The organism is Halospina denitrificans, from assembly GCF_004364635.1.
In the GTDB taxonomy this organism is placed as follows: Bacteria; Pseudomonadota; Gammaproteobacteria; order Pseudomonadales; family Oleiphilaceae; genus Halospina; species Halospina denitrificans.
In genome coordinates, this window is sequence record NZ_SOAX01000001.1 from 121,815 (window position 1) to 143,400 (window position 21,586).

The 21,586-nt window shown below is 61.7% G+C and carries 18 protein-coding genes; 16 read left to right on the forward strand and 2 right to left on the reverse strand.

Annotated elements, in window-relative coordinates; genetic code table 11:
• Nucleotides 1-11: 11 nt before the first annotated feature.
• The 10 genes from DES49_RS00575 to DES49_RS00620 all read left to right on the forward strand — a co-directional run bounded on the left by DES49_RS00575 (nucleotide 12) and on the right by DES49_RS00620 (nucleotide 14,596).
• Nucleotides 12-935: a CheR family methyltransferase gene (locus tag DES49_RS00575; RefSeq protein ID WP_133734447.1), complete on the forward strand. Its 924-nt coding sequence runs from the start codon at nucleotides 12-14 to the stop codon at nucleotides 933-935.
• Complete coding sequence (locus DES49_RS00580) at nucleotides 919-8,304, forward strand: Hpt domain-containing protein (protein ID WP_133734448.1); 7,386 nt, start codon at nucleotides 919-921, stop codon at nucleotides 8,302-8,304. The genes DES49_RS00575 and DES49_RS00580 overlap by 17 nt, the downstream gene beginning before the upstream one ends.
• Entirely contained in the window at nucleotides 8,301-9,341 is a 1,041-nt protein-coding gene (locus DES49_RS00585) for a chemotaxis protein CheB (RefSeq protein ID WP_133734449.1), read from the forward strand. Before DES49_RS00580 ends, DES49_RS00585 begins: the two co-directional genes overlap by 4 nt.
• Before the next feature lie 21 nt (nucleotides 9,342-9,362).
• Nucleotides 9,363-9,824, forward strand: a complete 462-nt coding sequence (locus DES49_RS00590; RefSeq protein ID WP_133734450.1) for a chemotaxis protein CheW — start codon at nucleotides 9,363-9,365, stop codon at nucleotides 9,822-9,824.
• Between the two features lie 40 nt (nucleotides 9,825-9,864).
• Nucleotides 9,865-10,350 carry a Fur family transcriptional regulator gene (locus DES49_RS00595; protein ID WP_133734451.1) on the forward strand — a complete coding sequence of 162 codons (486 nt, stop codon included), beginning with the start codon at nucleotides 9,865-9,867 and terminating at the stop codon, nucleotides 10,348-10,350.
• Nucleotides 10,347-11,063: a zinc ABC transporter ATP-binding protein ZnuC gene (gene znuC / locus DES49_RS00600; RefSeq protein WP_133734452.1), complete on the forward strand. Its 717-nt coding sequence runs from the start codon at nucleotides 10,347-10,349 to the stop codon at nucleotides 11,061-11,063. The genes DES49_RS00595 and znuC overlap by 4 nt, the downstream gene beginning before the upstream one ends.
• A complete protein-coding gene (locus tag DES49_RS00605; RefSeq protein WP_133734453.1) occupies nucleotides 11,060-11,866 on the forward strand; it encodes an iron chelate uptake ABC transporter family permease subunit in 807 nt (268 codons plus the stop codon). Before znuC ends, DES49_RS00605 begins: the two co-directional genes overlap by 4 nt.
• 76 nt (nucleotides 11,867-11,942) lie before the next feature.
• On the forward strand, nucleotides 11,943-13,238 hold the full coding sequence (locus tag DES49_RS00610; protein WP_133734454.1) for a PAS domain-containing protein: 1,296 nt from the start codon (nucleotides 11,943-11,945) through the stop codon (nucleotides 13,236-13,238).
• A 77-nt stretch (nucleotides 13,239-13,315) separates the two neighbouring features.
• Nucleotides 13,316-14,266, forward strand: coding sequence for a DnaJ C-terminal domain-containing protein (locus DES49_RS00615; RefSeq protein WP_133734455.1), 951 nt, complete (start codon nucleotides 13,316-13,318; stop codon nucleotides 14,264-14,266).
• A gap of 3 nt (nucleotides 14,267-14,269) precedes the next feature.
• Nucleotides 14,270-14,596, forward strand: coding sequence for a chaperone modulator CbpM (locus tag DES49_RS00620; RefSeq protein WP_243864778.1), 327 nt, complete (start codon nucleotides 14,270-14,272; stop codon nucleotides 14,594-14,596).
• Here the strand turns inward: DES49_RS00620 and DES49_RS00625 are convergent, their stop codons facing one another.
• Both DES49_RS00625 and DES49_RS00630 read right to left on the reverse strand, forming a co-directional pair.
• Nucleotides 14,597-15,685: a patatin-like phospholipase domain-containing protein gene (locus DES49_RS00625; protein WP_133734456.1), complete on the reverse strand. Its 1,089-nt coding sequence runs from the start codon at nucleotides 15,683-15,685 to the stop codon at nucleotides 14,597-14,599. It abuts the gene before it with no gap.
• 7 nt (nucleotides 15,686-15,692) lie between these two features.
• Nucleotides 15,693-16,622, reverse strand: coding sequence for an alpha/beta fold hydrolase (locus DES49_RS00630; RefSeq protein WP_133734457.1), 930 nt, complete (start codon nucleotides 16,620-16,622; stop codon nucleotides 15,693-15,695).
• A gap of 265 nt (nucleotides 16,623-16,887) precedes the next feature.
• Here DES49_RS00630 and DES49_RS00635 point away from each other — a divergent pair, with 265 nt between their 5' ends.
• From DES49_RS00635 to DES49_RS00660, 6 genes are all read left to right on the forward strand, one after another.
• Nucleotides 16,888-17,070, forward strand: coding sequence for a hypothetical protein (locus DES49_RS00635; protein WP_243864779.1), 183 nt, complete (start codon nucleotides 16,888-16,890; stop codon nucleotides 17,068-17,070).
• A gap of 129 nt (nucleotides 17,071-17,199) precedes the next feature.
• A complete protein-coding gene (gene folE, locus DES49_RS00640) occupies nucleotides 17,200-17,766 on the forward strand; it encodes a GTP cyclohydrolase I FolE (protein ID WP_133734458.1) in 567 nt (188 codons plus the stop codon).
• Nucleotides 17,767-17,780: 14 nt separating this feature from the next.
• Nucleotides 17,781-18,155, forward strand: coding sequence for a dihydroneopterin triphosphate 2'-epimerase (gene folX, locus DES49_RS00645; protein WP_133734459.1), 375 nt, complete (start codon nucleotides 17,781-17,783; stop codon nucleotides 18,153-18,155).
• A gap of 85 nt (nucleotides 18,156-18,240) precedes the next feature.
• Nucleotides 18,241-18,897 (forward strand): DUF502 domain-containing protein, encoded by a 657-nt coding sequence (locus DES49_RS00650; RefSeq protein WP_166645946.1) that lies wholly within the window; start codon nucleotides 18,241-18,243, stop codon nucleotides 18,895-18,897.
• Nucleotides 18,898-19,011: 114 nt separating this feature from the next.
• On the forward strand, nucleotides 19,012-19,527 hold the full coding sequence (locus DES49_RS00655) for a DUF411 domain-containing protein (RefSeq protein WP_133734461.1): 516 nt from the start codon (nucleotides 19,012-19,014) through the stop codon (nucleotides 19,525-19,527).
• Nucleotides 19,528-19,585: 58 nt separating this feature from the next.
• Nucleotides 19,586-21,538, forward strand: coding sequence for a VacB/RNase II family 3'-5' exoribonuclease (locus tag DES49_RS00660; protein ID WP_133734462.1), 1,953 nt, complete (start codon nucleotides 19,586-19,588; stop codon nucleotides 21,536-21,538).
• Nucleotides 21,539-21,586 lie beyond the last annotated feature (48 nt).

The window sequence follows — 21,586 nt, forward strand, 5'->3', positions numbered from 1 at the left end:
ATGGGCGCATTATGGTCAGTGCCGACTGCGACAACACACATTATCCGGCATCCCGGGGTTTGCGCTCCGGCTATGCCATGGATGATGAGCAGTTCGAGCAATGGCGGGATCTGCTTGAATCAAGGACGGGCATGACCCTGTCGCCCGAGCGCCGTTCCTTTCTCGAAGCCAATCTCGGCACGCGGATGCGGGAACTCGGCTGTGACAGCTACCAGGCCTACTATGAAAAGATCATGTATGGTCCCGGCGCCATCGTCGAGTGGGCCACACTGGTAGACCGGCTGACCGTTCAGGAGACCCGCTTCTTCCGGGACGAGGAAGCATTCAACCTGGCCCGGGAGCACGCCGAATACCTCTTCTCCAGGGCCAACCGTCGCGTGGTGGAAGCCTGGAGCCTTGGCTGCTCAACGGGCGAGGAGGCCTACACGCTCGCCATGATCCTCTCCGAGGCCGCCGGCAGTGCACCAGGGCAACGCTACTTCGGTGTGACTGGTTCCGATATCAGCCTGGTGGCACTGGATAAGGCCCGAAACGCCCGCTATGGACCGAGGAAACTGGTTACCACGCCACCCTTCTGGCAGGAGCGGTATTTCCGTCCGCTTGAGGATGGTACACGGCAGATCATTCCCGAACTCCGCGACCGGGTAGCGTTCTCCCAGCTTAATGTTCTTGAACTCAAACATGCGCCCATGCACGGCATGGATATTATCTTCTGCCAGAATGTCCTGATCTATTTCCGGCGCTGGCGACGCCGGGAAATTGCCAACCGCCTGGCGGAGCGACTGGCTCCAGGCGGCCTGTTGATACTGGGAAGCGGCGAGCTGACCAACTGGCAGCATCCGGAACTTGAACCGGTAGCCAACAGCCAGGTTCTGGCCTGGAAACGATCAGACAGCCTGAATGAAAACCGGAGTGATTATGGCCAATCACGGTGACAGCCTGTCGCTGCAATGGGTCCGAGGCGAGATTCAGGAAACCCTGAAGCAGAGCCAGCAGGCCCTTGAAGCCTTTGCGGAGAATCGCGAGGACCATTCACGCCTCAGATTCTGTCTGAACCACCTCCATCAGGTGCACGGCACCCTGAAAATGGTGGAGCTGGATGGGGCGGCCCTGGTCGCCGCCGAGATGGAAGCCTTGGCCGAAGCCCTGCTCAATGATCCGCCCGAGGACACCGACAAGGCCATCAGCAGTCTGATGCAGGGGATACTGCAGCTCCCCGAATACCTGTCCGGATTGCACCAGAGCGACGATGACGTTCCCGTGCGTCTGCTGCCGCTTCTGAATGACCTGCGGGCAGCACGCAGCGCGCCTTTCTTCACTGCCAGTGCACTCTTCAAGCCGGATCTCTCACCGGCACACTTTGCAGCTCCCGACAGGGTCAATCAACGGCTGCAGGCCACCGGCGTGCTGGACAACGTGCGCAAGCTCTACCAGATGTTCCAGTTTGCCCGTTCCGGGCTTGAGCGCGGCGTGGACGTGGATTCGCACCTTGATTATCTCGACAAGGTGCTGGTGCGGCTGGTCAAACTCTGCCAGAAAACGCCCCAGGCGGAACTCTGGCTCGCTGCCGGGGCCTTCGTGGATACCCTGCGTTCAGGCCACAACAGCCTCGGGGCTGCCGCCAGCGCCATCATCGCCGAGCTGGACACCCAGCTCGACAGGCTGATCCAGGAGAGCCAGACGATCCTCGGCGATCCCGTGCCGGAAGAGGTCCTGAAGAACCTCCTCTATTACGTGGCCAGGGGCAGTGACTGTGACTCCGAGCGGGTCAGGACAATCGTCGAGCGCTACCAGCTTGCCCGGACCCTGCCGTCTGAAACCGGCGACCATGCCCAGGGCCACGCACCAGCACGTTCCGCCATGACCTCGGTCGTGGATGTGCTGACCGAAGAGCTGACCTACCTCAAGGATCGACTGGACCTCTTCGTGCGCGTGGGCGAACGCAAAAACAGCGACCTGGAAGAGCTGCTGCCAGGCCTGCGCCAGATCTCAAACACGCTCTCCCTGCTGGGCCAGGAATCGTCCCGCCGTGTCATCGACGATCAGCACGGACTGGTGGAAAAGCTCATTAACGCGGACGAGCCGGTGGATGACGGCACGCTGATGGACATAGCCGGGGCACTTCTCTACGTTGAAGCCTCGATTGCCGGACTCTCGGATCGTGAAGGCCGGGATACAGCCCCTGCCGAGGAGCAGGGGCCGGCGGGTCACCGCATCACCGATATGCATGCCACGGAAGCCAGCGCAGCCGTACTGCGTGAGGCGCGCAATGCGCTGGAACAGGTCAAGACCGGTGTGGTCAATTTCATTGCCTCCCAGTGGAATCAGGAGGAAATCCGGGGTGTGCCCGAGCTGCTGTTCAGTATCCGCGGCAGCCTCAACCTGATCCCTCTGGAACGCACGGCTACCGTTATCGGCGCCTGCGAACGCTTCATTCAGGACGTGCTGCTCGATCAGGCCTATGTCCCCGGCTGGGAAGAGCTGGATACCTTGGCGGATGCCATCACCAGCATCGAATATCACCTGGAACGCCTGATGGACGGTATCGAGGATAATGATGCCATCATCGGGATGGCGGAGCAGCGGCTTGAAAGCCTCGGCTTCCCGCCCGGAAAGGAGCCCACCTGGACGAAACCCGAAGCGGACCAGACAGCGGAGGCCGAGCAGACCCAGGCAGCCCCGGCCGAGCCCAAGGAACGCGATTCCGAACTGGTGGACGATGAGATCCTGGAGATCTTTGTCGAGGAAGCGGACGAGGTCCTCGAGACCATTCGCGAGCAGTACCCGCGCTTCCGCAATGATTCCGAAGACCGGGACGCACTCACCGATGTGCGCCGGGCCTTCCATACCCTCAAGGGCAGTGGCCGTCTGGTGGGGGCCACCAGCATTGGCGAGCTGGCCTGGGCCGTGGAGAACCTGCTCAACCGCGTTCTGGACCGCTCCATTACACCCAACGACAGTGTCTACAGCCTTCTTGACCGGGTTATCGAGCGGCTGCCTGGCCTGATCCAGGAATTCCGTGAGGGCCAGGTCGGTGGTGACGTTAATGCGCTGATGGAAGAGGCACATGCTCTGGTTGCGGCACGCCAGCCAGAGGCTGAAGAGGCGGAGAGTGACGCAAAGCCGCTTGCGGATGCGGGTGAAACCGAAGCCCCGCAGCAAGAGGCAGAAGAGCCAGCCCCGGAATCAGCGGAACAGGGAGATATTGAAACCGCTGAAACCGCTGAAACCGCTGAAACCGCTGAAACCGCTGAAACCGCTGAAACCGAGGATAGCGGTGCTGCGGAGCCGGAAGCCCCGGAGGACGAGCCCCTCGTTGACCAGGAAATTCTGGATATTTTCATTGAGGAAGCCGAAGAAGTCCTCGAGACCATCCGCGAATTCCTGCCCCAGCTCCTTGAGCAGTACGACAACGCGACCGCCCTGTCGGAAGTCCGGCGTGCCTTCCATACGCTGAAAGGCAGCGGTCGCATGGTGGAGGCCAACCAGATCGGCGAGCTTGCCTGGTCCGTGGAGAACGGCCTGAACCGGATCATCGACGGCACCGTTTCCATGGGCGATGACATGGCCGCCGTCCTCCAGGATGTGACCGACGCCATCCCCACCCTGGTCGAGGATTTCAAGTATCAACGCGCCCCCTCCGTGGACATTACCCGCTTCAAGGCGCGCGCCGATGCGCTGGCCCGGGGTGAGCTGCCCGATACCGAAACCACGGCCGAAACACCGGAACCGGCGGGTGAGGAAGAGCGCACTGAAGCACCACAACCAGCAACAGAAGACGCGGATGACTGGGAAAGCACCATTGACCCCGTGCTTCTCGATATTTTCCGCTCGGAAACCGACAGTCACCTGGAGACGCTCACCCGGTTCCTCAAAAACGCCGAGGGCCGGAATTCACTGCCCTATACGGATGACCTGTCCCGCGCCCTGCATACCCTCAAGGGCAGCGCGCACACAGCCGGCATTGAGCCCATAGCCCGCATCATCGCGCCCATGGAAAAATTCGTGAAACGGGCAAGAGCCGCGGGCGAGGACGCCGACCCGGAGGTTATAGCACTGTTGGCCCGTATCCGGGACTTCGTGCAACAGGGTCTCGACCAGATCGAATCCGACCCGAAAGCACCCCTTGCAGGAACCGAGGAATTCCTTGAGGAACTCGACGACCTGGCACGGCGCCGTTTCCCGGAGGACAGGGAATATGCCGCGCCCCAGCCCGGCAGAAAGCCCGATACAAACCTGATCCAGATATTCCTGAACGAGGGCATCGAACAACTCCTTGATGCCGACCGGACCCTTGAGGAATGGCTTTCCGGCAACGCGGACAGCGACCACCTGAAACCGCTGACGGAGAGTCTTTCAGGACTGGCGCGGAGCGCCGAGAAAGCCGGCGTTTCCCATGTAAGCGAACTTGCTGACGCACTGGAGCACCTTTACGCCGAGGTCCTCGAGGCACCGGAGGTTCCGGATGAGTCCATGGCAACACTGCTGAGGGAGGCCCACGAAGCGCTCATCAACCTCATGGACCAGCTGGCTGCCGGACTCGCAACCGAATCCTCGATGACCCTGGTCACCCGCCTCAACGAGCAGGCCGCCGACCTGCGCCAGGCACGAAGTGAAGCCCAGGAACAGGCATTCCAGGAACAGTTTGGCGGCGACCTGGACTCCATGGACCAGAGCCTCAGCGAGGAGCTCGAACTGAGCGAGCTGCCGGAGGTTTCCGAGGACGAGGAGGAGCCACTCCCCGAGGTCCCCGAAACGGATGAGGCGAAATCCGAGCCTGAGCCTGAAGCAGAGGAAGAGCCCGAACCGGAAGAGCCACCCGAGGCGGCAGCAGAACCTGAACCCGAAGCAGAAGCAGAGGCGGAACCCGAACCCGAGCCCGAACCCGAGCCCGAACCCGAGCCCGAACCCGAGCCCGAGCCTGAAACAGAACCTGGACCGTCTCCACAGGATGCAGCCCAGCAGGCGGACCTGGATCCGGAGCTTGCCGAAATCTTCCTGGAAGAGGCGCACGAGCTGGTGGACAGCACCGGTGAAGCCCTGCACCAGTACATGGCGGATACCTCCAACATCGACCTCGCCAAAACCCTGCAGCGGGATGTCCACACCCTCAAGGGCGGCGCCCGCATGGCAGAGATTGCTCCGATCGCGGACCTGTCCCACGAACTTGAGGAACTTTTCGAACGGGTCGCCGAAGGGCGGCTGGAACTGGGTGAAGACACCGGCGAACTCCTGCTCGAATGCCACGATGCGCTGGCCCGGATGGTGGAACAGGTCAGTGACTTCAAACCCTGTGAAGATGCCTCCGAACTCTCCCAGCGCGTCCATGCGGTAATCAGCGGCAAGCCGGCGGAAGCCCAGGAGCCTGAGCCTGAGCCTGAGCCTGAGCCTGAGCCTGAGCCTGAGCCTGAGCCTGAGCCTGAGCCTGAGCCTGAGCCTGAGCCTGAGCCTGAGACAGCATCAGCCCCCGAAGCAGAGGCGGAAAGTGACACGGCGCAAGCCCCGGACAGTGAACTCAACATCCTCTTCCTGGACGAGGCCCGGGAAATTGAAAATGTGCTGCAGCAATCCATCACCGAATGGGAAGCCAACCCGGAACAGGGCGACCCCATCAATCGCATGCAGGAAGAGCTGCACACCCTCAAGGGCGGTGCACGCCTGTCCGAACTGAGCGCCATAGGCACGCTTGCTGACGAATGGGAAAGCACCCTCGACAGCGTCGTCGAAGGGGCCGGCGACAGCACCCAGGCGCTGCACTACAGTCAACAGGCACTTGCCAGACTACAGTCCATGCTCGGGCAGGTGGAAGCTGGAGAAACACCCGGCGCTGACGACACCGCGGAAGCGCCAGCGACTGAAACTGCGGATCATGGTGACGAGGACGACCCGGAAAACGTCGACCCGGAAGTTCTTGAAATCTTCCTCGAGGAAGCCGGTGAACTGGTCGATACCCTCGACAACACCCTGGCTGCCTGGCGCAACGCCGAAGGGGATGAGGCCGAAAAACACAGTAACGAAGCCCAGCGCACCCTGCACACCATCAAGGGCGGCGCCCGGCTGGCCGAGCTGAGCATACTCGGTGAGCGGGCCCACCACTTTGAGAGCCTGCTTTCAAGGATTGAACAGCAGGGGAACGTCCCCAGCGAGCAGGAATGGGAGCAGATCCATAAGCTCCATGATGAAATCATCAGCCGCGTGGAGCACGTCCAGAACGCGTATCACAGCGGGCTTGCAGAAGAAGAATCCCGAGCAACGCTCCAGTCCGAGCCCGATGAAACCGAAGAGCCGCAAGCGACACCCGCCGCTCCACCGGAGGAGGCGGAAACAACACCTGAACCCACTGAAGAGCCTCAGACGAAGGAGCCTGAGCAGACACCTGAAAAGGCACCGGCAAAGACCGACACCAGGGAACAGGACAAACAGCAGGGCCGTGACCAGCGCAAGGCCGAACTGGCCCGCAGTGCCCAGGAAACCATCCGCATCAACGCCCAGTTGATGGACGAGCTGGTAAACCTGGCCGGCGAGAGCAGCATCACCCGCGGTCGCATGGAACAACAGATCAACGATTTCAGCCATACACTGGACGAGATGGCCGCCACGACCGAGCGACTGCGGGAACAGCTGCGGCGCATGGAAATCGAGACCGAGGCCCAGATCCTGCATCGCGCCGAACAGGAGTTCGGCCCGGATTACCAGGAGGACTTCGACCCGCTGGAGATGGACCGCTACTCCTCCATCCAGCAGCTCTCACGGGCACTCTCCGAGTCCGCATCGGACATGGCCGACCTGCGCGAGACCATGAACGAGAAAGTGCGTGATGCCGAAACACTGCTCCTGCAGCAGCAGCGCACCAACACCGAACTCCAGGAAGGGCTCATGAAGACGCGCATGGTGCCCTTCTCCTCCATGGTGCCGAGGCTGCGCCGGATCGTGCGCCAGATCTCCGGAGAGACCGGCAAGAAGGCCCATTTCGAGGTGAACAACGCCGAAGGCGAGCTGGATCGTACCGTCCTCGAGCGCATGGTCGCGCCGCTGGAACACATGCTGCGCAATGCCATTGACCACGGTATCGAAGGCGAGGAAGAACGCAAGAAGGCCGGTAAATCCAGGAACGGCAATATCTCGCTGAACCTCAGCCGCGAAGGCGGTGAGGTGGTGCTGCGGCTTCAGGATGACGGCGGTGGCATCTCCACCAAGAAGGTGCGCGAGAAGGCCATCAAGCAGGGCCTGCTGGAGAGCGGCGAGGACCTGAGTGATCATGAAATCCTGCAGTTCATCCTCCAGCCCGGTTTCTCCACCGCCGCCTCCGTGACCCAGATCTCCGGGCGTGGCGTGGGCATGGACGTGGTCGCCAGCGAGATCAAACAGCTTGGCGGCAGCCTGGACATCGACTCCAGCCTGGGCCAGGGCACCACCTTCACCGTACGCCTGCCCTTCACGGTCTCCGTGAACCGCGCCCTGATGGTCACCATCGGCGAGGACTACTATGCCATCCCGCTGAACACCATTGAGGGTATTGTCCGGGTCAGCACCTATGAGCTGGAGGAGTACTACCAGCCAAACGCGCCGCTGTACGAGTACGCCGACCAGCAATACCGCCTGCAATACCTGGGCGCGCTGCTCAATTCCGAGAGCCAGCCCAAGCTCCAGGGTCAGGCCCTGCCGCTGCCGGTGATGCTGGTACGCGGCGCCGACCAGCCCATGGCCCTGCAGGTGGACAGCCTCATGGGCAGCCGCGAGATCGTCGTGAAATCCCTGGGGCCGCAGTTCGGCAGCGTTCGTGGCGTTTCCGGCGCCACCATCCTGGGCGATGGCAACGTGGTGGTGATCCTCGACCTGCCGGCCATGATCCGGGGCGATATCCTGGCCCAGCGCCAGCGCATGCTCGCCGCTGTCGAGACCCGCGAGGCCACCCGCGAACACAGGCCCACCCAGGTCATGGTGGTGGACGACTCGGTCACGGTGCGCAAGGTCACCTCCAGGCTGCTCGAGCGGCACGGGATGGAGGTACTGCTGGCCAAGGACGGTCTCGACGCCGTTGGCCAACTCCAGGACCACCGCCCGGACGTGGTGCTGCTCGACATCGAGATGCCGCGCATGGATGGCTTCGAGGTCGCCAGCTTCATCCGTCACGACAGCGCCCTCAAGGATGTGCCCATCATCATGATCACATCACGTACCGGTGAGAAACACCGCGAGCGGGCCGAGGCCATCGGGGTGAACCACTATCTCGGCAAGCCGTTCCAGGAGCAGGAACTGCTCGATACCATCATGGAGCAGGCCGGAGTCGAGGAGGCCCCATGAGCAGCGGGCAGAACGTCATCATCATTGCCGATGACGTGCTGCAGCGCCACAGGCTGCAACAGGCGCTCGACAAATACGGTGTGAGCATTGTCTTTATCGGCGACCCCGCCCGCTTTGCGGGGGAAAAGACAATTCCGGACGCGGATCTCTGTCTGGTCGAGCTCACGGACGAGGAGGAATATCCCGATCTGATCGAGACGCTGCTCAACCGTGACGACTGGACGGTGCTGTTCGGGCCCGGCGCCGCCCCGGTACCGGGACGCCAGGAGTACATTCGCTGGGAACGGCGCCTTTTCGTCAAGCTGGAAGACCAGCTCGGAAGCCTTGAGGCACTGGAAGACAAGGACACGCTGGAAGCCCTGGCCGACGCCGGCACCGGCTCGGAAAGCCTCGCTCTGCCACAATGGATAACCCCGGTCTTACAACCCCGACCGGTGGAACAGATCTGGATCCTGGGCGCCTCGCTGGGCGGGCCGGCGGCGGTCAAGGAGTTCCTGGATGCCCTGCCGCCCGGCCTTCCCGTCGGCTTCGTCTATGCCCAGCATATTGATACCCGTTTCAGCGAGGTCCTGGGGCGCGTACTGACCCGGGATGCCCACTACAGCCTCGTGCCTGCTGAGGAGAACCGTACCCTGTACACCGGTGAAGTCCTGCAGGTTCCGGTGGATCGCGACATCTGGCTGGACGAACAGGCCCGTGTGCAGTTCCGTGACGACCCCTGGCCGGGCCCCTATGGCCCCTCCATCGATCAGGTCATGCTTAACCTGTCGAGGACCTATCGCGATCACTGCCACGCCATTATCTTCAGCGGCATGGGAAACGACGGTGCCCTGGGCGCCCCTGCCATGAAGCAGGCCGGCAGCCATATCTGGATCCAGACCCCGGACAGCTGTGCCAGTGGCGCCATGCCGGAATCGGTGCAGGCCACGGGCTCGGCGGGGTTCGAGGGGACGCCGCGGGAACTGGCCGCGCAGCTGCTGCGAACGCTGGAAGAACAGTTCCTTCTCGGGAACAAATCAAAGTGCAACTCAGCATAGGCTGTCAGCAAGGAAACCATCATGGCCGAAACATCCGAACAACTGTCCTGCGTACTGATTCCGGTTCGCGACCAGACACTGCTGCTGCCCAACGTCTCCATCGCGGAGATCGTTGACTACGACCTGGAGACCGACAACAGTGAGCGCCGCTGGTTCCTCGGCCGCATCCAGTGGCGGGGCGTGTCGCTGCCGGTGCTCTCCTGGGAAGCCGCCAATGGCGGTGAACCGGCCACACCCGAAGGCCGTCGCGGCCGGATCCTGGTACTCAACACCATAACGGACAAGCATAAGTCCATGCCGTTCATTGCCCTGGCCACACAGGGCATCCCAACACAGGCGAAAGTCGCTCCGACCGACCTCAAGAAAAAGACAGGGAGCGACCGTGGCATGGCCGGCCTCATGAAGGTCCGGTTCGAAGGCGAGGAATGCGTTATTCCCGACCTTTCCATTCTGGAGTCACTGGCCGCGGGCGTCAGCGGCTAGATACTTCCCGGGCCCGGGGGGCAGTGTTACACTATAACGCATGACAACGCCTCTGCCCTATCGATCCCACGACCACCAGGCCTGCATCAGCCAGGCCATGGCGGATGCCCACCGCATCTGCCAGGAAGCGGGGGCCCGCATGACCCGCCTGCGCGAGCAGGTGCTCTCGTTGGTATGGCAGTCACACCGGCCACTGGGCGCCTATGACATTCTGGATTCGCTGAATGCGGAAGGACGTAAGGCCGCACCCCCGACCGTCTACCGAACCCTGGATTTTCTGCAGCAGATGGGGCTGGTTCACCGGATTGCATCGCTCAATGCCTTTGTCGGCTGTAACCAGCCGGATCACCGCCACACCGGCTGCTTCCTGATCTGTAACCGGTGCCATAACGTGCTGGAAATCGAGGCGAAAAGCATCCACGGAGCCATAGAAGCGGAATCCCGTGACCAGGGTTTCCAGCATGCCGGCGCCGTGATCGAGGTAAACGGTGTCTGCCCCGCCTGCCAGGACGCGCCAGCGTCATGACGGAACCGGTGGTTTCGCTCACCAATGCCGGCCTGCGCTATGGGGACAAGCGCATCCTCCAGGACCTGACGTTTGAGATGAACCCCGGTGACATCGTCACCGTCATCGGCCCCAATGGCGCTGGCAAGACCAGCCTGATCAAGCTGATGCTGGGTATCGAGTCGCCCACCGAGGGGCGGGCTGAACGGCGTCGCGGTGCCCGGATCGGTTACGTCCCCCAGAATCTCTCCCTGCAGCCGACTCTGCCGCTGACCGTCAACCGCTTCCTGCGCCTCGCCACCTCCGAGCACAGACAGATCGCCCGGGCCCTGGAGCGCACCGGTGTCGGGCACCTGCGCCAGGCCTCGGTTCACTACCTCTCCGGCGGTGAGTTCCAGCGTGTACTGCTGGCAAGGGCGATCCTGCGCAATCCCGATCTGCTGGTCCTGGATGAACCGGCCCAGGGACTCGACGTCAACGGCCAGACGGCACTGTACGAACTGATCCGGGAGATCCGCGACGAACTCAACTGCGCGGTACTGACGGTCTCCCATGACCTGCACCTGGTCATGGCCTCAACAGACACCGTCCTGTGCCTTAACGGCCATATCTGCTGCCGGGGTCAACCCGAGCAGATCTCGCGGGACCCGGCTTTCGTCAACCTCTTCGGCGAACGCCTGGCGCAGACCCTGGCGGTCTATCACCACCACCACAATCACAGCCACGACCTATGATCGACGCGATTCTCAACGACTTTTTCTGGCGGGCATTACTCGGGGGTCTGATGGTGGCCCTGGTGGCGGGTCCCCTCGGGTGCTTCGTGGTCTGGCGGCGCATGGCCTACTTCGGCGATACCCTGGCGCACTCCGCCCTTCTGGGGATTGCCCTGGGTACCCTGTTCCAGGCGAATCTCAACCTGAGCATCGCGCTGGTCTGTGTCGCCCTGGCGGTCATACTCATGCTGCTGTCGCGCCAGCAATCCCTGGCCAGCGATACGATGCTGGGCATCCTCTCCCACAGTTCCCTGGCAATTGGCCTTGTGGTGCTCGGGCTGATGCAGGATTTCCGCATCGACCTCACCGGCTATCTCTTCGGCGACCTTCTGGCCATCAACCGCCGGGATCTGCTCTGGATTGCCCTTGGCGGATTGCTGATCCTGGGCATGCTGGTTTTTCTCTGGCGTGGCCTGCTGATGATCACCATCCACGATGAGCTCGCCGCCGTCGAGGGCCACTCCACCGGTTGGCTGCGCCTGGCTCTGATGCTGATGCTCTCACTGGTCATCGCCACCGCCATGAAAATCGTCGGCGTTCTGCTCATCACTGCCCTGCTGATCATACCAGCGGCCGCCGCCCGGCCGGTGTCCGGAACCCCGGAACGCATGGCGATCACGGCCTCGCTGATAGGCATGTTGGCGGTCACCCTGGGCCTTACCCTTTCATGGTTCCTCGACACCCCGGCCGGCCCTTCCGTCGTCGTCGCCGCCTTCGGCTTTTTCCTGATCCTTTGGCTTGCACGCGCCCGCAGCGTTAGTTGATAAAACGGACACTTGGTGTCCCCGCGCCACTGCGCTAAAGTGATTGCATACTGAAAATTCCGGGAGATACAGGTTCATGGATTCAGAAACCGCTTCCGATGCCGACCAGCCCGCCTGGTATCGACTACTGCCCGCCGTGGTACTGGTAGTCGGATTGGTATTGACCGCCCTTCTATGGATGGAAACGCGTCAGGCGCTCATCGAGGCCACGGATGACAGCGCTGCCCCCCTTCATGCGCTCCAGGCACAGAGCCTGGATGACCGACTGACCCAGCAGGAGCAACTGTTACAGCTGTTCGCCCGATCCCCCGATAGCGGCGCCGGCGAACTCGTGGGCACCATGGCTGGCTGGCAGGGGGTACTCAGGATAGACTCCGGCGATGACGGCGAGCTCGAGGTGACCGACGCACGCCTGGCCGACAATGCTCCGGACGCCCTGGCAACAAACACCCTCAAACAACCTTTCTGGAAACAGCTTCCTGAGCAGTTCCCGGAAAGCGGGTTCGTAGCGACACCTCATTTCCGTGTGGACGGCACCCTGGTTCAGGGCCTTGTGGTTGCCACCGGCGCTGACATCGACGCGCAATACCTCGTCAATCTTTTTGACCCGGAAACACTCATCGCTGAAAACCTCAGGCTCGGCAAAAAACCACGCCTGCGGATCAGTGTTATGGACCTTCAGCAACATGATCCCCTGCCCCTCTATTCCAACCACGAGGAAAGCCTTGAGGGGCCCGTCCACGAAACCACCATCAGCCTCGGCGATCGCCAGTGGCTGGTTCGCAGCCAGAGTGTGGGCACCCTCGAAAACAGCCACGGAGCCTTTCTGCTGAACGGACTGCTTTTCGGCGGTGTCGCTCTTACCATTGCCCTCACCCTGCTTGCCTGGCAGCTCGTGCGTTACTACCGCCTGGGCCTCCGACGCATGGTGTATATGGATAGACTGCGCGACCGCGACCGACGCGCACTCGAAAACAAGCGTGTGGAGAAGGAGGTGATGACCCGTGCCCTGTCGGACAGTGAGCAGCGCACCCGCGACTTCCTTCAGCTGGGCGGCGGTATCGGCCTTGAACTCGACGATCACCAGGCCATTGGCTATATCTCCGCCCAGGTCCAGCCTCTGCTGGGCCGAGCCCCGTCCGACCTCGCGGGGCTCGCGCTGGCGGAGCTCGTGCCCGAAACGGAGCACCAGCGCCTTACGGACGCCTTTCACAGCAGTAAGCGCGAGCGCACCATCACGCGCCTGGATACCTATCTGCTCCACAGGGATGGCAGCAACGTCCCGGTTCGGATCCAGATCTGCACCGTGTGCGATGCATTGTCCCACTGTCAGGGCTTTCGTGCGGTAGCCTGGCCGCACTCGTCCCATTGAAGGATGGAAAATCGTCACCATCTAATAGAGTGTAACGCAGGCCAATACGGCTACCCGGTCAAACCAGAGGTTGGGTGATGGAATTCAAGGATTACTACAAGATCCTCGGCGTGGATGAGGATGCGTCCAAATCGGAAATCAAGTCCGCCTACCGAAAGCTCGCCCGCAAGTATCATCCGGACGTGAGCAAGGAAGAGAATGCGGAAGATCAGTTCAAGGACGTGAGCGAAGCTTACGAGGTCCTTAAGGACGATGAGAAACGGGCGGAGTACGACCAGCTGCGTAAGTACGGCCAGGGTGGTGACGCCGGTTTCGAGCCACCGCCCGGCTGGGAATCCGGCGCCAGCTTCTCCCGGGGCGGCTTCACCGGTGCCGACAGCACGGACTTCAGTGACTTTTTCGAATCCATCTTTGGTGCTGGTGGCGGGGGGTTCCGGCAACAACGTGGCCAGGGCTTCTCCATGAAGGGCGAAGACCTGCATCACCAGATCTCGCTCTTCCTTGAGGAAGCGTACAATGGCTGCGAAAAGTCCCTGCGCCTGCAGACGCCGCAACCCGGTCCGGACGGCCAGGTACGCCGCGAGGAGCAGACCCTCAAGGTCAGGATCCCGGCCGGCGTCCGTGATGGCCAGCACATACGTCTGCGTGGAAAGGGCGGCGCCGGCATCGGTAACGGGCCGGCAGGCGACCTCTACCTGGATGTAAGGATCGCCCCCCATCCCCACTTCCGTCTGGATGGGGGCGACCTTTATGTAACGGTTCCGATCGCCCCCTGGGAAGCCGCCCTCGGCGCCAGCATCCCGGTACCCACCATGGGCGGAAAGGCAACCCTCAAGGTGCCCGAGGGCTCAAGGGAAGGCCAGAAGCTGCGCCTGAGAGGCAAGGGCATGCCCGGCAAGCACCCCGGCAACCAGTACGTGGTCCTGCAGGTTGCCATGCCGCCGAAACAGACGGCGCGCAGCAAAGAACTCTTCCGTGAGCTGTCGGAGGAAGTACCCTTCAACCCGCGTGAACACCTCGGAGTCTAAGCAATGGCCAGGAACAGCACTGAGGCGGAGATGATGGACGAGTTCATGCAGCTGACGCTGCACGAACTCTGTTACGACTGCCAGGTGAATGCCGAGTACGTGATTGAGCTCGTGGAGTTTGGCATTGTCCAGCCCCGCAGGGGTAGAACGCCACGGGAATGGGTCTTTGCCGGGGAGGATCTGGTACGCGTGAAGAAGGCGGAACGCCTCAGGCGCGACCTGGAGGTCAACCTGCCCGGCGTGGCCCTGTCCCTGGACCTGATCGAGGAAGTACGGGCTCTTCGCCGGCAGGTGGAAGACCTTCAGCGGGCGTTCTACCGGGACGAGTGATTACCCGGTAATCTCACGCAACGGCCTGGCAACGTCCGCGACGCGGCCGTTGTCGACAAGCTCCAGAAAATAGTCTCCCAGGCGCTCGCTCTCCGCTATTGCCTGACGCCAGTGGCGCTCCCGTGTTCCGTCATCGCCTTCATAGGCGGGAAAATCGCGCCGGTCCGGCAGATGGCCGTCCGGCAGGGATGCCAGATAACCCCGGGAGGGCGCAATCAGCACCAGGTTCCGCAGCCGCTCCGGGTCACCATGACGCCAGGACAACCCCTTGTCGAACCAGCCCGGCACAACGCGATCCGTGAAGTGCGGGTACAGGACCAGGTCATCCCCGGCGTAGGGCAGATCCAGATGATAGTCCGTAAGACCACCATCCCGGAAGCGCTTCCCCGGTACCCCCTTGATCCTGTCCACGGCTTCCATCACCAGGGGAATGGAGCCCGATGCCAGCAGTGCATCGCGGAGATTGTCCGGTGTCAGTGCTTCGTAGCGGCCTGAGAGCGCATCGAGGGAACCGAGTGGTGGCCGTGCCCTTGGGTCATGCAGAACCACCCGCTCAAAACCCAGGCGCATCCAGGGACGGTGAAGGGTGTTGGCCAGCACCACGGCCGCCAGCCCCATTCCCAGCAATGGCCTAGCATCCGACCCGAGAATGCCTCGAGAGCGGGCGACCAGCACGTTGAGGCGATACTTCTCCTGAGCCAGGATCTCAGCTTCCTGACCCTGCATCAGGTCGTCCAGCATCTGCCGGCACTGCTCGGAGACCTGCGCCGCGGTTATCCCCTTGAAGAAGCGCTGTGCCGTGTAGAGCTCCCCCAGCCTTTCCAGCGCCGCGACCGGATCCGGCAGGCAGACACAGGCGAAACGCCAGCTGCCGATGGACGAGCCGATCAGCGCGCGTTCGCGCGGCGCGCGCTGGAGCCAGTCACCAAACAGGACGCGGTCCAGCCCCTGAAGCCCCAGGGCCTTGGGGCCCCCTGCGGCGCCGGGAATCGTGCCCACGTCTTCCGGACGCAGCCCACGCTCACGGATGCGGGCAAGAGCCTGATCGCCGGCGTGAATTGTCAGGGGCGGCTGCTCCGTTGTACTCATCCGATCCTCAGTCTGTTGATGTTTTGATGCCGCGCCGGAAGCGCAGGTAATGCTGCAGGGTTTCAGCCGGAGCCTCGAAATGCGGATAATGGCCAACGCCTTCCAGCACGGCAATGTTGGCGGAACCCACCAGCTCCCGGTAACGTTCTACCATGGCCTTGCCGGAGACCGGGTCCGCACCCCCCCAGATCAGCAGCGCCGGCTGGCGCATGGCCTGCAGCGCGCCGACCCAACGGTGCCGATGAATACGGCGCTCCTCCATGTAATGGATCAACTGGTGGATGATGCCCCGGCCATTGTTATAGATCAGAAGCTGCCAGAAGTCCTCGATATCACTGCGGGTCGGCTGGGTATCCGGCCCGAAGATCTTGCGAAAGTTGGCCTGGAAGACACCCTTTGTAAGGGCCCGGCTGACTAATCCTCCGAAGGGGCTCTGCAAGAGCTTCTGGATCAGGATGGGCTGATGGACCTCCGGGAAAAGCGCGCTGTTCATGAAAGCCACGCTGTCGATGGCAAAGCCGAGACTCCCCTCCTGCTCACGGGCAAGGAGTTCCTGGGCGACGGTTGCCCCGTAGTCATGGGCCAGGATGTGCACCCGGGTGACGCCCATTTCCTCAAGCCAGCCCTGCTGCAGATCGGCCTGATCGATGATGGAGTACTCCTGCTCCTGGGGCTTGTCCGAGAAGCCGAAACCCAGCATATCCGTGGCCATCAACTGGTAATGCTCACTCAATGCCGGCCAGACCGGATGCCAGTCCCAGGAAGCGGAGGGAAAGCCGTGAAGCAGTAGCAGGACCTCTCCCTGGCCAGCGAGGCGGCTGAAAATGGCGTGCTCACCATACCGGAACCAGCTTCCGGCATCCTGCCAGCGCTGCAATCCATCCGACTCCGCCTGCTCTGGGTCAAGCAGGCTGGAGCCAACATCCTCGTTCAGCATGGCACAATCATCCTTTAATGTGTCAGTGAATCCAGCCGACCTGTCGGAAACTTTACAGTTTTTGCCGCCGGTATCCTGACCTGTGGTCTGAAATTTCAATATACCCAGCCAGGTTGCGTTTTCAAACTTTGAAAATCAGTCAGATGCATCCATACTTTAAAGTAGCAACTGGATTTGCACGGAATGGCACGGTTCCTGCATCAAAGATGGAACCAGCCGGTTTAACGGCAATCGTCAGTTAACGTAACAGTCGGGGTATCAAACCATGATGACCATGCATCAGAATACCGACCCTGTAAATCGCCTCAACCGGCTCTATGACCTGAAGCAGGCCCAGCTTGAAAAAGCGCGGGAAAACAATGAAGAGGACAGCCTCCGCTGGCAGGTCCTGAGCGCGGAAGCCGACGCCATCAGCCGTGCCCTGCGTGACCGGGGTGACCCGCTCTGAGGCCGCCGCTTTCCCTGTGATCCATACTCCCACCCCCTGCGTAAGTCTGTCCATATAATTGACAGTCTTGGGTTTCATTGTCTGCCCCTATAAACTGCCCCCTGAACCGCAGTCTTCGGGAGAGTAAGCATGAGCGACAACACAGAAGGCCTGGCGGCGGACTACCGCGACATCATCAGTCGTCTGGGCGAAGACCCGGACCGCGAGGGCCTCGCCGACACCCCCGGACGCGCCGCCAAGGCGATGGAATTCCTGACACGGGGCTACCACCAGAACCTGGAAAGCGTGGTCAATGGCGCCATCTTCGAGTCATCCAACGACGAGATGGTCGTTGTCCAGGACATCGAGCTCTACTCGCTCTGTGAACATCACCTGCTGCCCTTTGTCGGCAAGTGCCACCTGGCCTATCTGCCCAATGGACGAGTCATCGGCCTGTCCAAGTGCGCCCGCATCGTGGATATGTTCGCCCGGCGGCTCCAGATCCAGGAATCGCTGACCCGCCAGATTGCGGAAGCCATCCAGGAGGTCACCGGCGCCAAGGGGGTGGCCGTGGTGATCGAAGCCAACCACATGTGCATGATGATGCGTGGCGTCGAAAAACAGAACTCCACCATGAAGACGTCGGTCATGCTTGGCGCCTTCCGCGAATCCCAGGCCACGCGCATGGAATTTCTCACGCTCCTCAAACGGGGTTGAGGGAGAGCTGGACGATGGCACGCACCCGGACCGCCACCATTCGCATCAAGAACCTCCGCCTCAGGACCTATGTCGGCATCAAGGAAGAGGAAGTCAACAACCGCCAGGATGTGGTGGTCAATGTCCGGCTGGTCTATGACGCCGGCCGGGCGATCCAGGATAACGACATCGAGGCGGCACTGAATTACCGCACCATCACCAAGAACATCATCGCGTATGTGGAAGACAACCGGTTTGCCCTGCTGGAACGCATGACCCGTGAAGTGCTGGGCATTGCCATGGAACCGCAGGCAGTCCTTGAGGCGGAAGTGGAAATTGACAAGCCCCACGCGCTGCGCTTCTCGGATTCGGTATCCGTTACCCTGAGTGACCGCCGGGGAGAAGATTGACACCCGGTCATCCGCGATCCATGGCTTTTGGGTTATGCTCCCTCTGACGTGATTTCCCATTAACCGGATGCCAACAGGACAGCTCATGGATGACCAGCACCCTCAATCGCTCGGCAAGGCCTTCCTCACAGGCCTGGTTCTGCTTCTGCCACTGTTCATCATCGCCATTGCGATCTACTGGCTGTTCAGGGTGGTTACCGGTCTGACCTCCCCGATAACCGGCATTATCACCAACATGACCGGCATTCCGGATCTTGCCGGTCACGCCCTGGTTCTGGTTTCAGTGCTCGGGCTCATTCTGCTGATCGGCATTTTCGCCCGCACGACCATCGGAGGCTGGCTCCACCCCCGCATCGAGATGTACTTCCAGCGGGTGACCCCCGGGTATCGGATGCTGCGCGAAATGGTCCAGCACCTGTTCGGTGACAGGGACTCACCCTTCGCCCATGGCTCCGTGGCCCTGGTCCAGCTATACGGCCCCAACGTACCCATCACGGTCACCGGCATCGTGACCAGCCGCCACGACGACGGCGTCTGTACCGTCTTCGTACCCACTGGCCCCAACCCGACATCGGGCTTCATTTACCATGTACCCGCGGAACTGATCCAGCAGCGCCCCGATGTGCGCGTGGACGAAGCCATCAGAACCATCATTGCCTGCGGCATGGGCACGGGCACCGTCTTCCGCGGCGCCCCGCCAACGCAGCTCACCCCAGCGGACACCTCCCCCCGCGGTGACTGAGCCCTTTCATCCGGGTCAGGTGCCAGTGGAACCCGGATGGACAGGAACTTTGTACAACGGGTAACGGCAAGTCATAATGAACAGGACGCGGACATCGAACCCAAGGGAGGGCCCATGCGCCGAAACCTCATCATAGGCTCATCGCTGCTCATTCTGGCTGTTATTGCCGGCGGCTTCTGGGCGTGGGGTCCCGCCCAGCAACAAGTGGCGCAGGACAACACCGCTCAAGCGCCCATTGAGCGGACCCTGGTCGTCTATGCCTCACCACAGTGCGGCTGCTGCGGCGACTGGGTTACCCACATGGAAAATAATGGCTTTACAACGGAAATGCACAGGGTCAACAACATCAACGAGATCAAGAAGGAGGCGGGCCTGCCGCGGGAACTGGCCAGCTGCCACACAGCATTTATTGACGACTACCTGATCGAAGGGCATGTCCCGGCGAAAGACGTAAGGCGACTGCTCCGCGAACAGCCCGAGGCTTCAGGTCTGAGTGTTCCAAGGATGCCCATGGGAAGCCCCGGTATGGAAATCGAGGGCCGCGGCCGTGACGCATTCGACGTTATTCTCTTCAAACAGAATGGCACCCAGAGCATCTACCAGTCCTATTCAGCGCAGACCAGCCTCTGAATCCGTTACAATCCCCCATCAGCTTTATTCCAATACGTGAAAACAGGTCTCCTACTGCATGCTTAATCCCGACGCTCTGAACCAGCTTCGTCAGCTCCGCTCAGACATTGAAGCCGAGAAGGAACTCTTCAGCGGTACCGTCAAACGGGTTACCGGACGTTTCGGGTTTGTCGCCCTTGATGATGGCCGCGACATCTACCTGCCCAAGGATGAGGCCCAGAAAGTGCTGCTGGGCGACCGGGTTCAGATCCAGGTGCACGAGGAAAGCGCAGGCAAGCCCACCGGTGAACTGGAAAGCGTCGACGACAAGGCGCTGGACACCTTCATCGGTCAGTACATCATTCGCGGCAAGGGCCATTTCGTGGCCCCGGACATCAACGGCCTCAGCCGCTGGTTCTTCGTTCCCCCCAAGCTTCGCGCCAATGCGAAAGATGGGGACTATGTGCACGCCAGGGTAAGCCGCCACCCCTTCAGTAACGGCAATGCCCAGGCTGAAGTGCTGAGCATCATCGGCAACGAAACGGATCCGGGCATTGAGCGCGGCTACGCCATGGCCAAGTACCAGCTGCGTGATGAGTGGCCCGAGGCCGTGACCGAAGAAATCCAGGCCCTGTCGGAGGCATCGATCGAGTCAGCTGTGGATGCCCGGGAAGACCTGTCGGACATTCCCTTTGTCACCATCGACGCGCCCAGCACCCAGGACATGGATGATGCCCTCATGGCCGAGCCTGACGGTGACGGCTGGCGCCTGCGCATTGCCATCGCGGACCCCACTGGCCTGCTGCCCGAGGATGGCGCCACTGAAAAGGAAGCGCGCCATCGCGCCAGCTCCGCCTATTTTCCGGGTCAGCCACGGGCCATGCTGCCGCCGGCCATCAGCCAGGAGCTCGGCTCACTGATGGCCGGCCGGCGCCGTCTGGCGCTTGTGTGCGATGTGCATGTGGCGGCTGACGGCACCCTTGGTGACTACCAGCTCCGCCCGGCCATCATTCAGTCCCATGGCAAGCTGGCCTACGAGAGTGTCGCCGCCTTTTTTGAGGGCCGTGTCGACGATGAACTGAGTGCGCTGGACGACCCGACCCTGCAGAGCCTCAATCACCTCAAGACCGTAGGGGAAGCCCTGAGGCAGTGGCGCGAGACCCATGCCCTGGTCAACGAGGACAGGCCCGATTATCGCCTGCGCCTGGACGAGAACCGCAAGATCCGCAGCATCGAGAAGCGCTACCAGACCAGTGCCCACCGCCTGGTGGAAGAGTGCATGATTACCGCCAACCGCTGCGCCGCCGATTTCCTGAGCCGGCGCAACGACGACGGGCTCTTCATCACGCACGCCGGTGTACGCTCGGAGAAAACCGACAACATCCGCCAGCTGCTGGAAACACACTGCCCGGAGCTGCTGGATATTGACCCGACAACCCCCGAAGGTTTTGCCGGCCTGGTGCGCAAGGCCTCGGCCCTGGAGACGGACCTGCCGGTGAAATCCATCGTCATGCGCCAGCTTGAGCGCGCGGAAATGGCCACCGAAGCCGCCCCCCATCATGGGATGGGACTGGAACTCTATACCACCATGACATCGCCGCTGCGCAAGTACAGTGACTACTTCGTGCACCGGCTTATCCGGTACCACCTCGGCCTGACCGAAAAGCCCGACTGGGACGCTTCCGTACTCACCGCGCTCCAGGAATCCCAGTGGCAGCTGCGCCAGGCCGTGAACGAAATGGAGCATTCCCTGAAGTGCCAGTTCGCCCCCAACCTCGGCAATGAACCGCTGGATGGGGAGATTGTCCAGGTCAACGCCGGTGGCTTCCAGGTGCGACTCAACGAGACGGGGCTGGTCGGTTTCGTGGCGGCCAGGGATCTGCCGGAAAAATACAGCTTCGACCCCGTGACGCACACACTGACCAGCAAAACCCAACAGTTCCGACTGGAGCAACCGGTGCGGGTCCGCTTCAGGGACGTCGATCAGGAACGGCGCCAGATCCGTTTTGAACTGCTTGATCCCGAAACCTAGAGGGGTATACTGGAGCTATATGCAAACCTCATGTTTGCAGAAGGTACA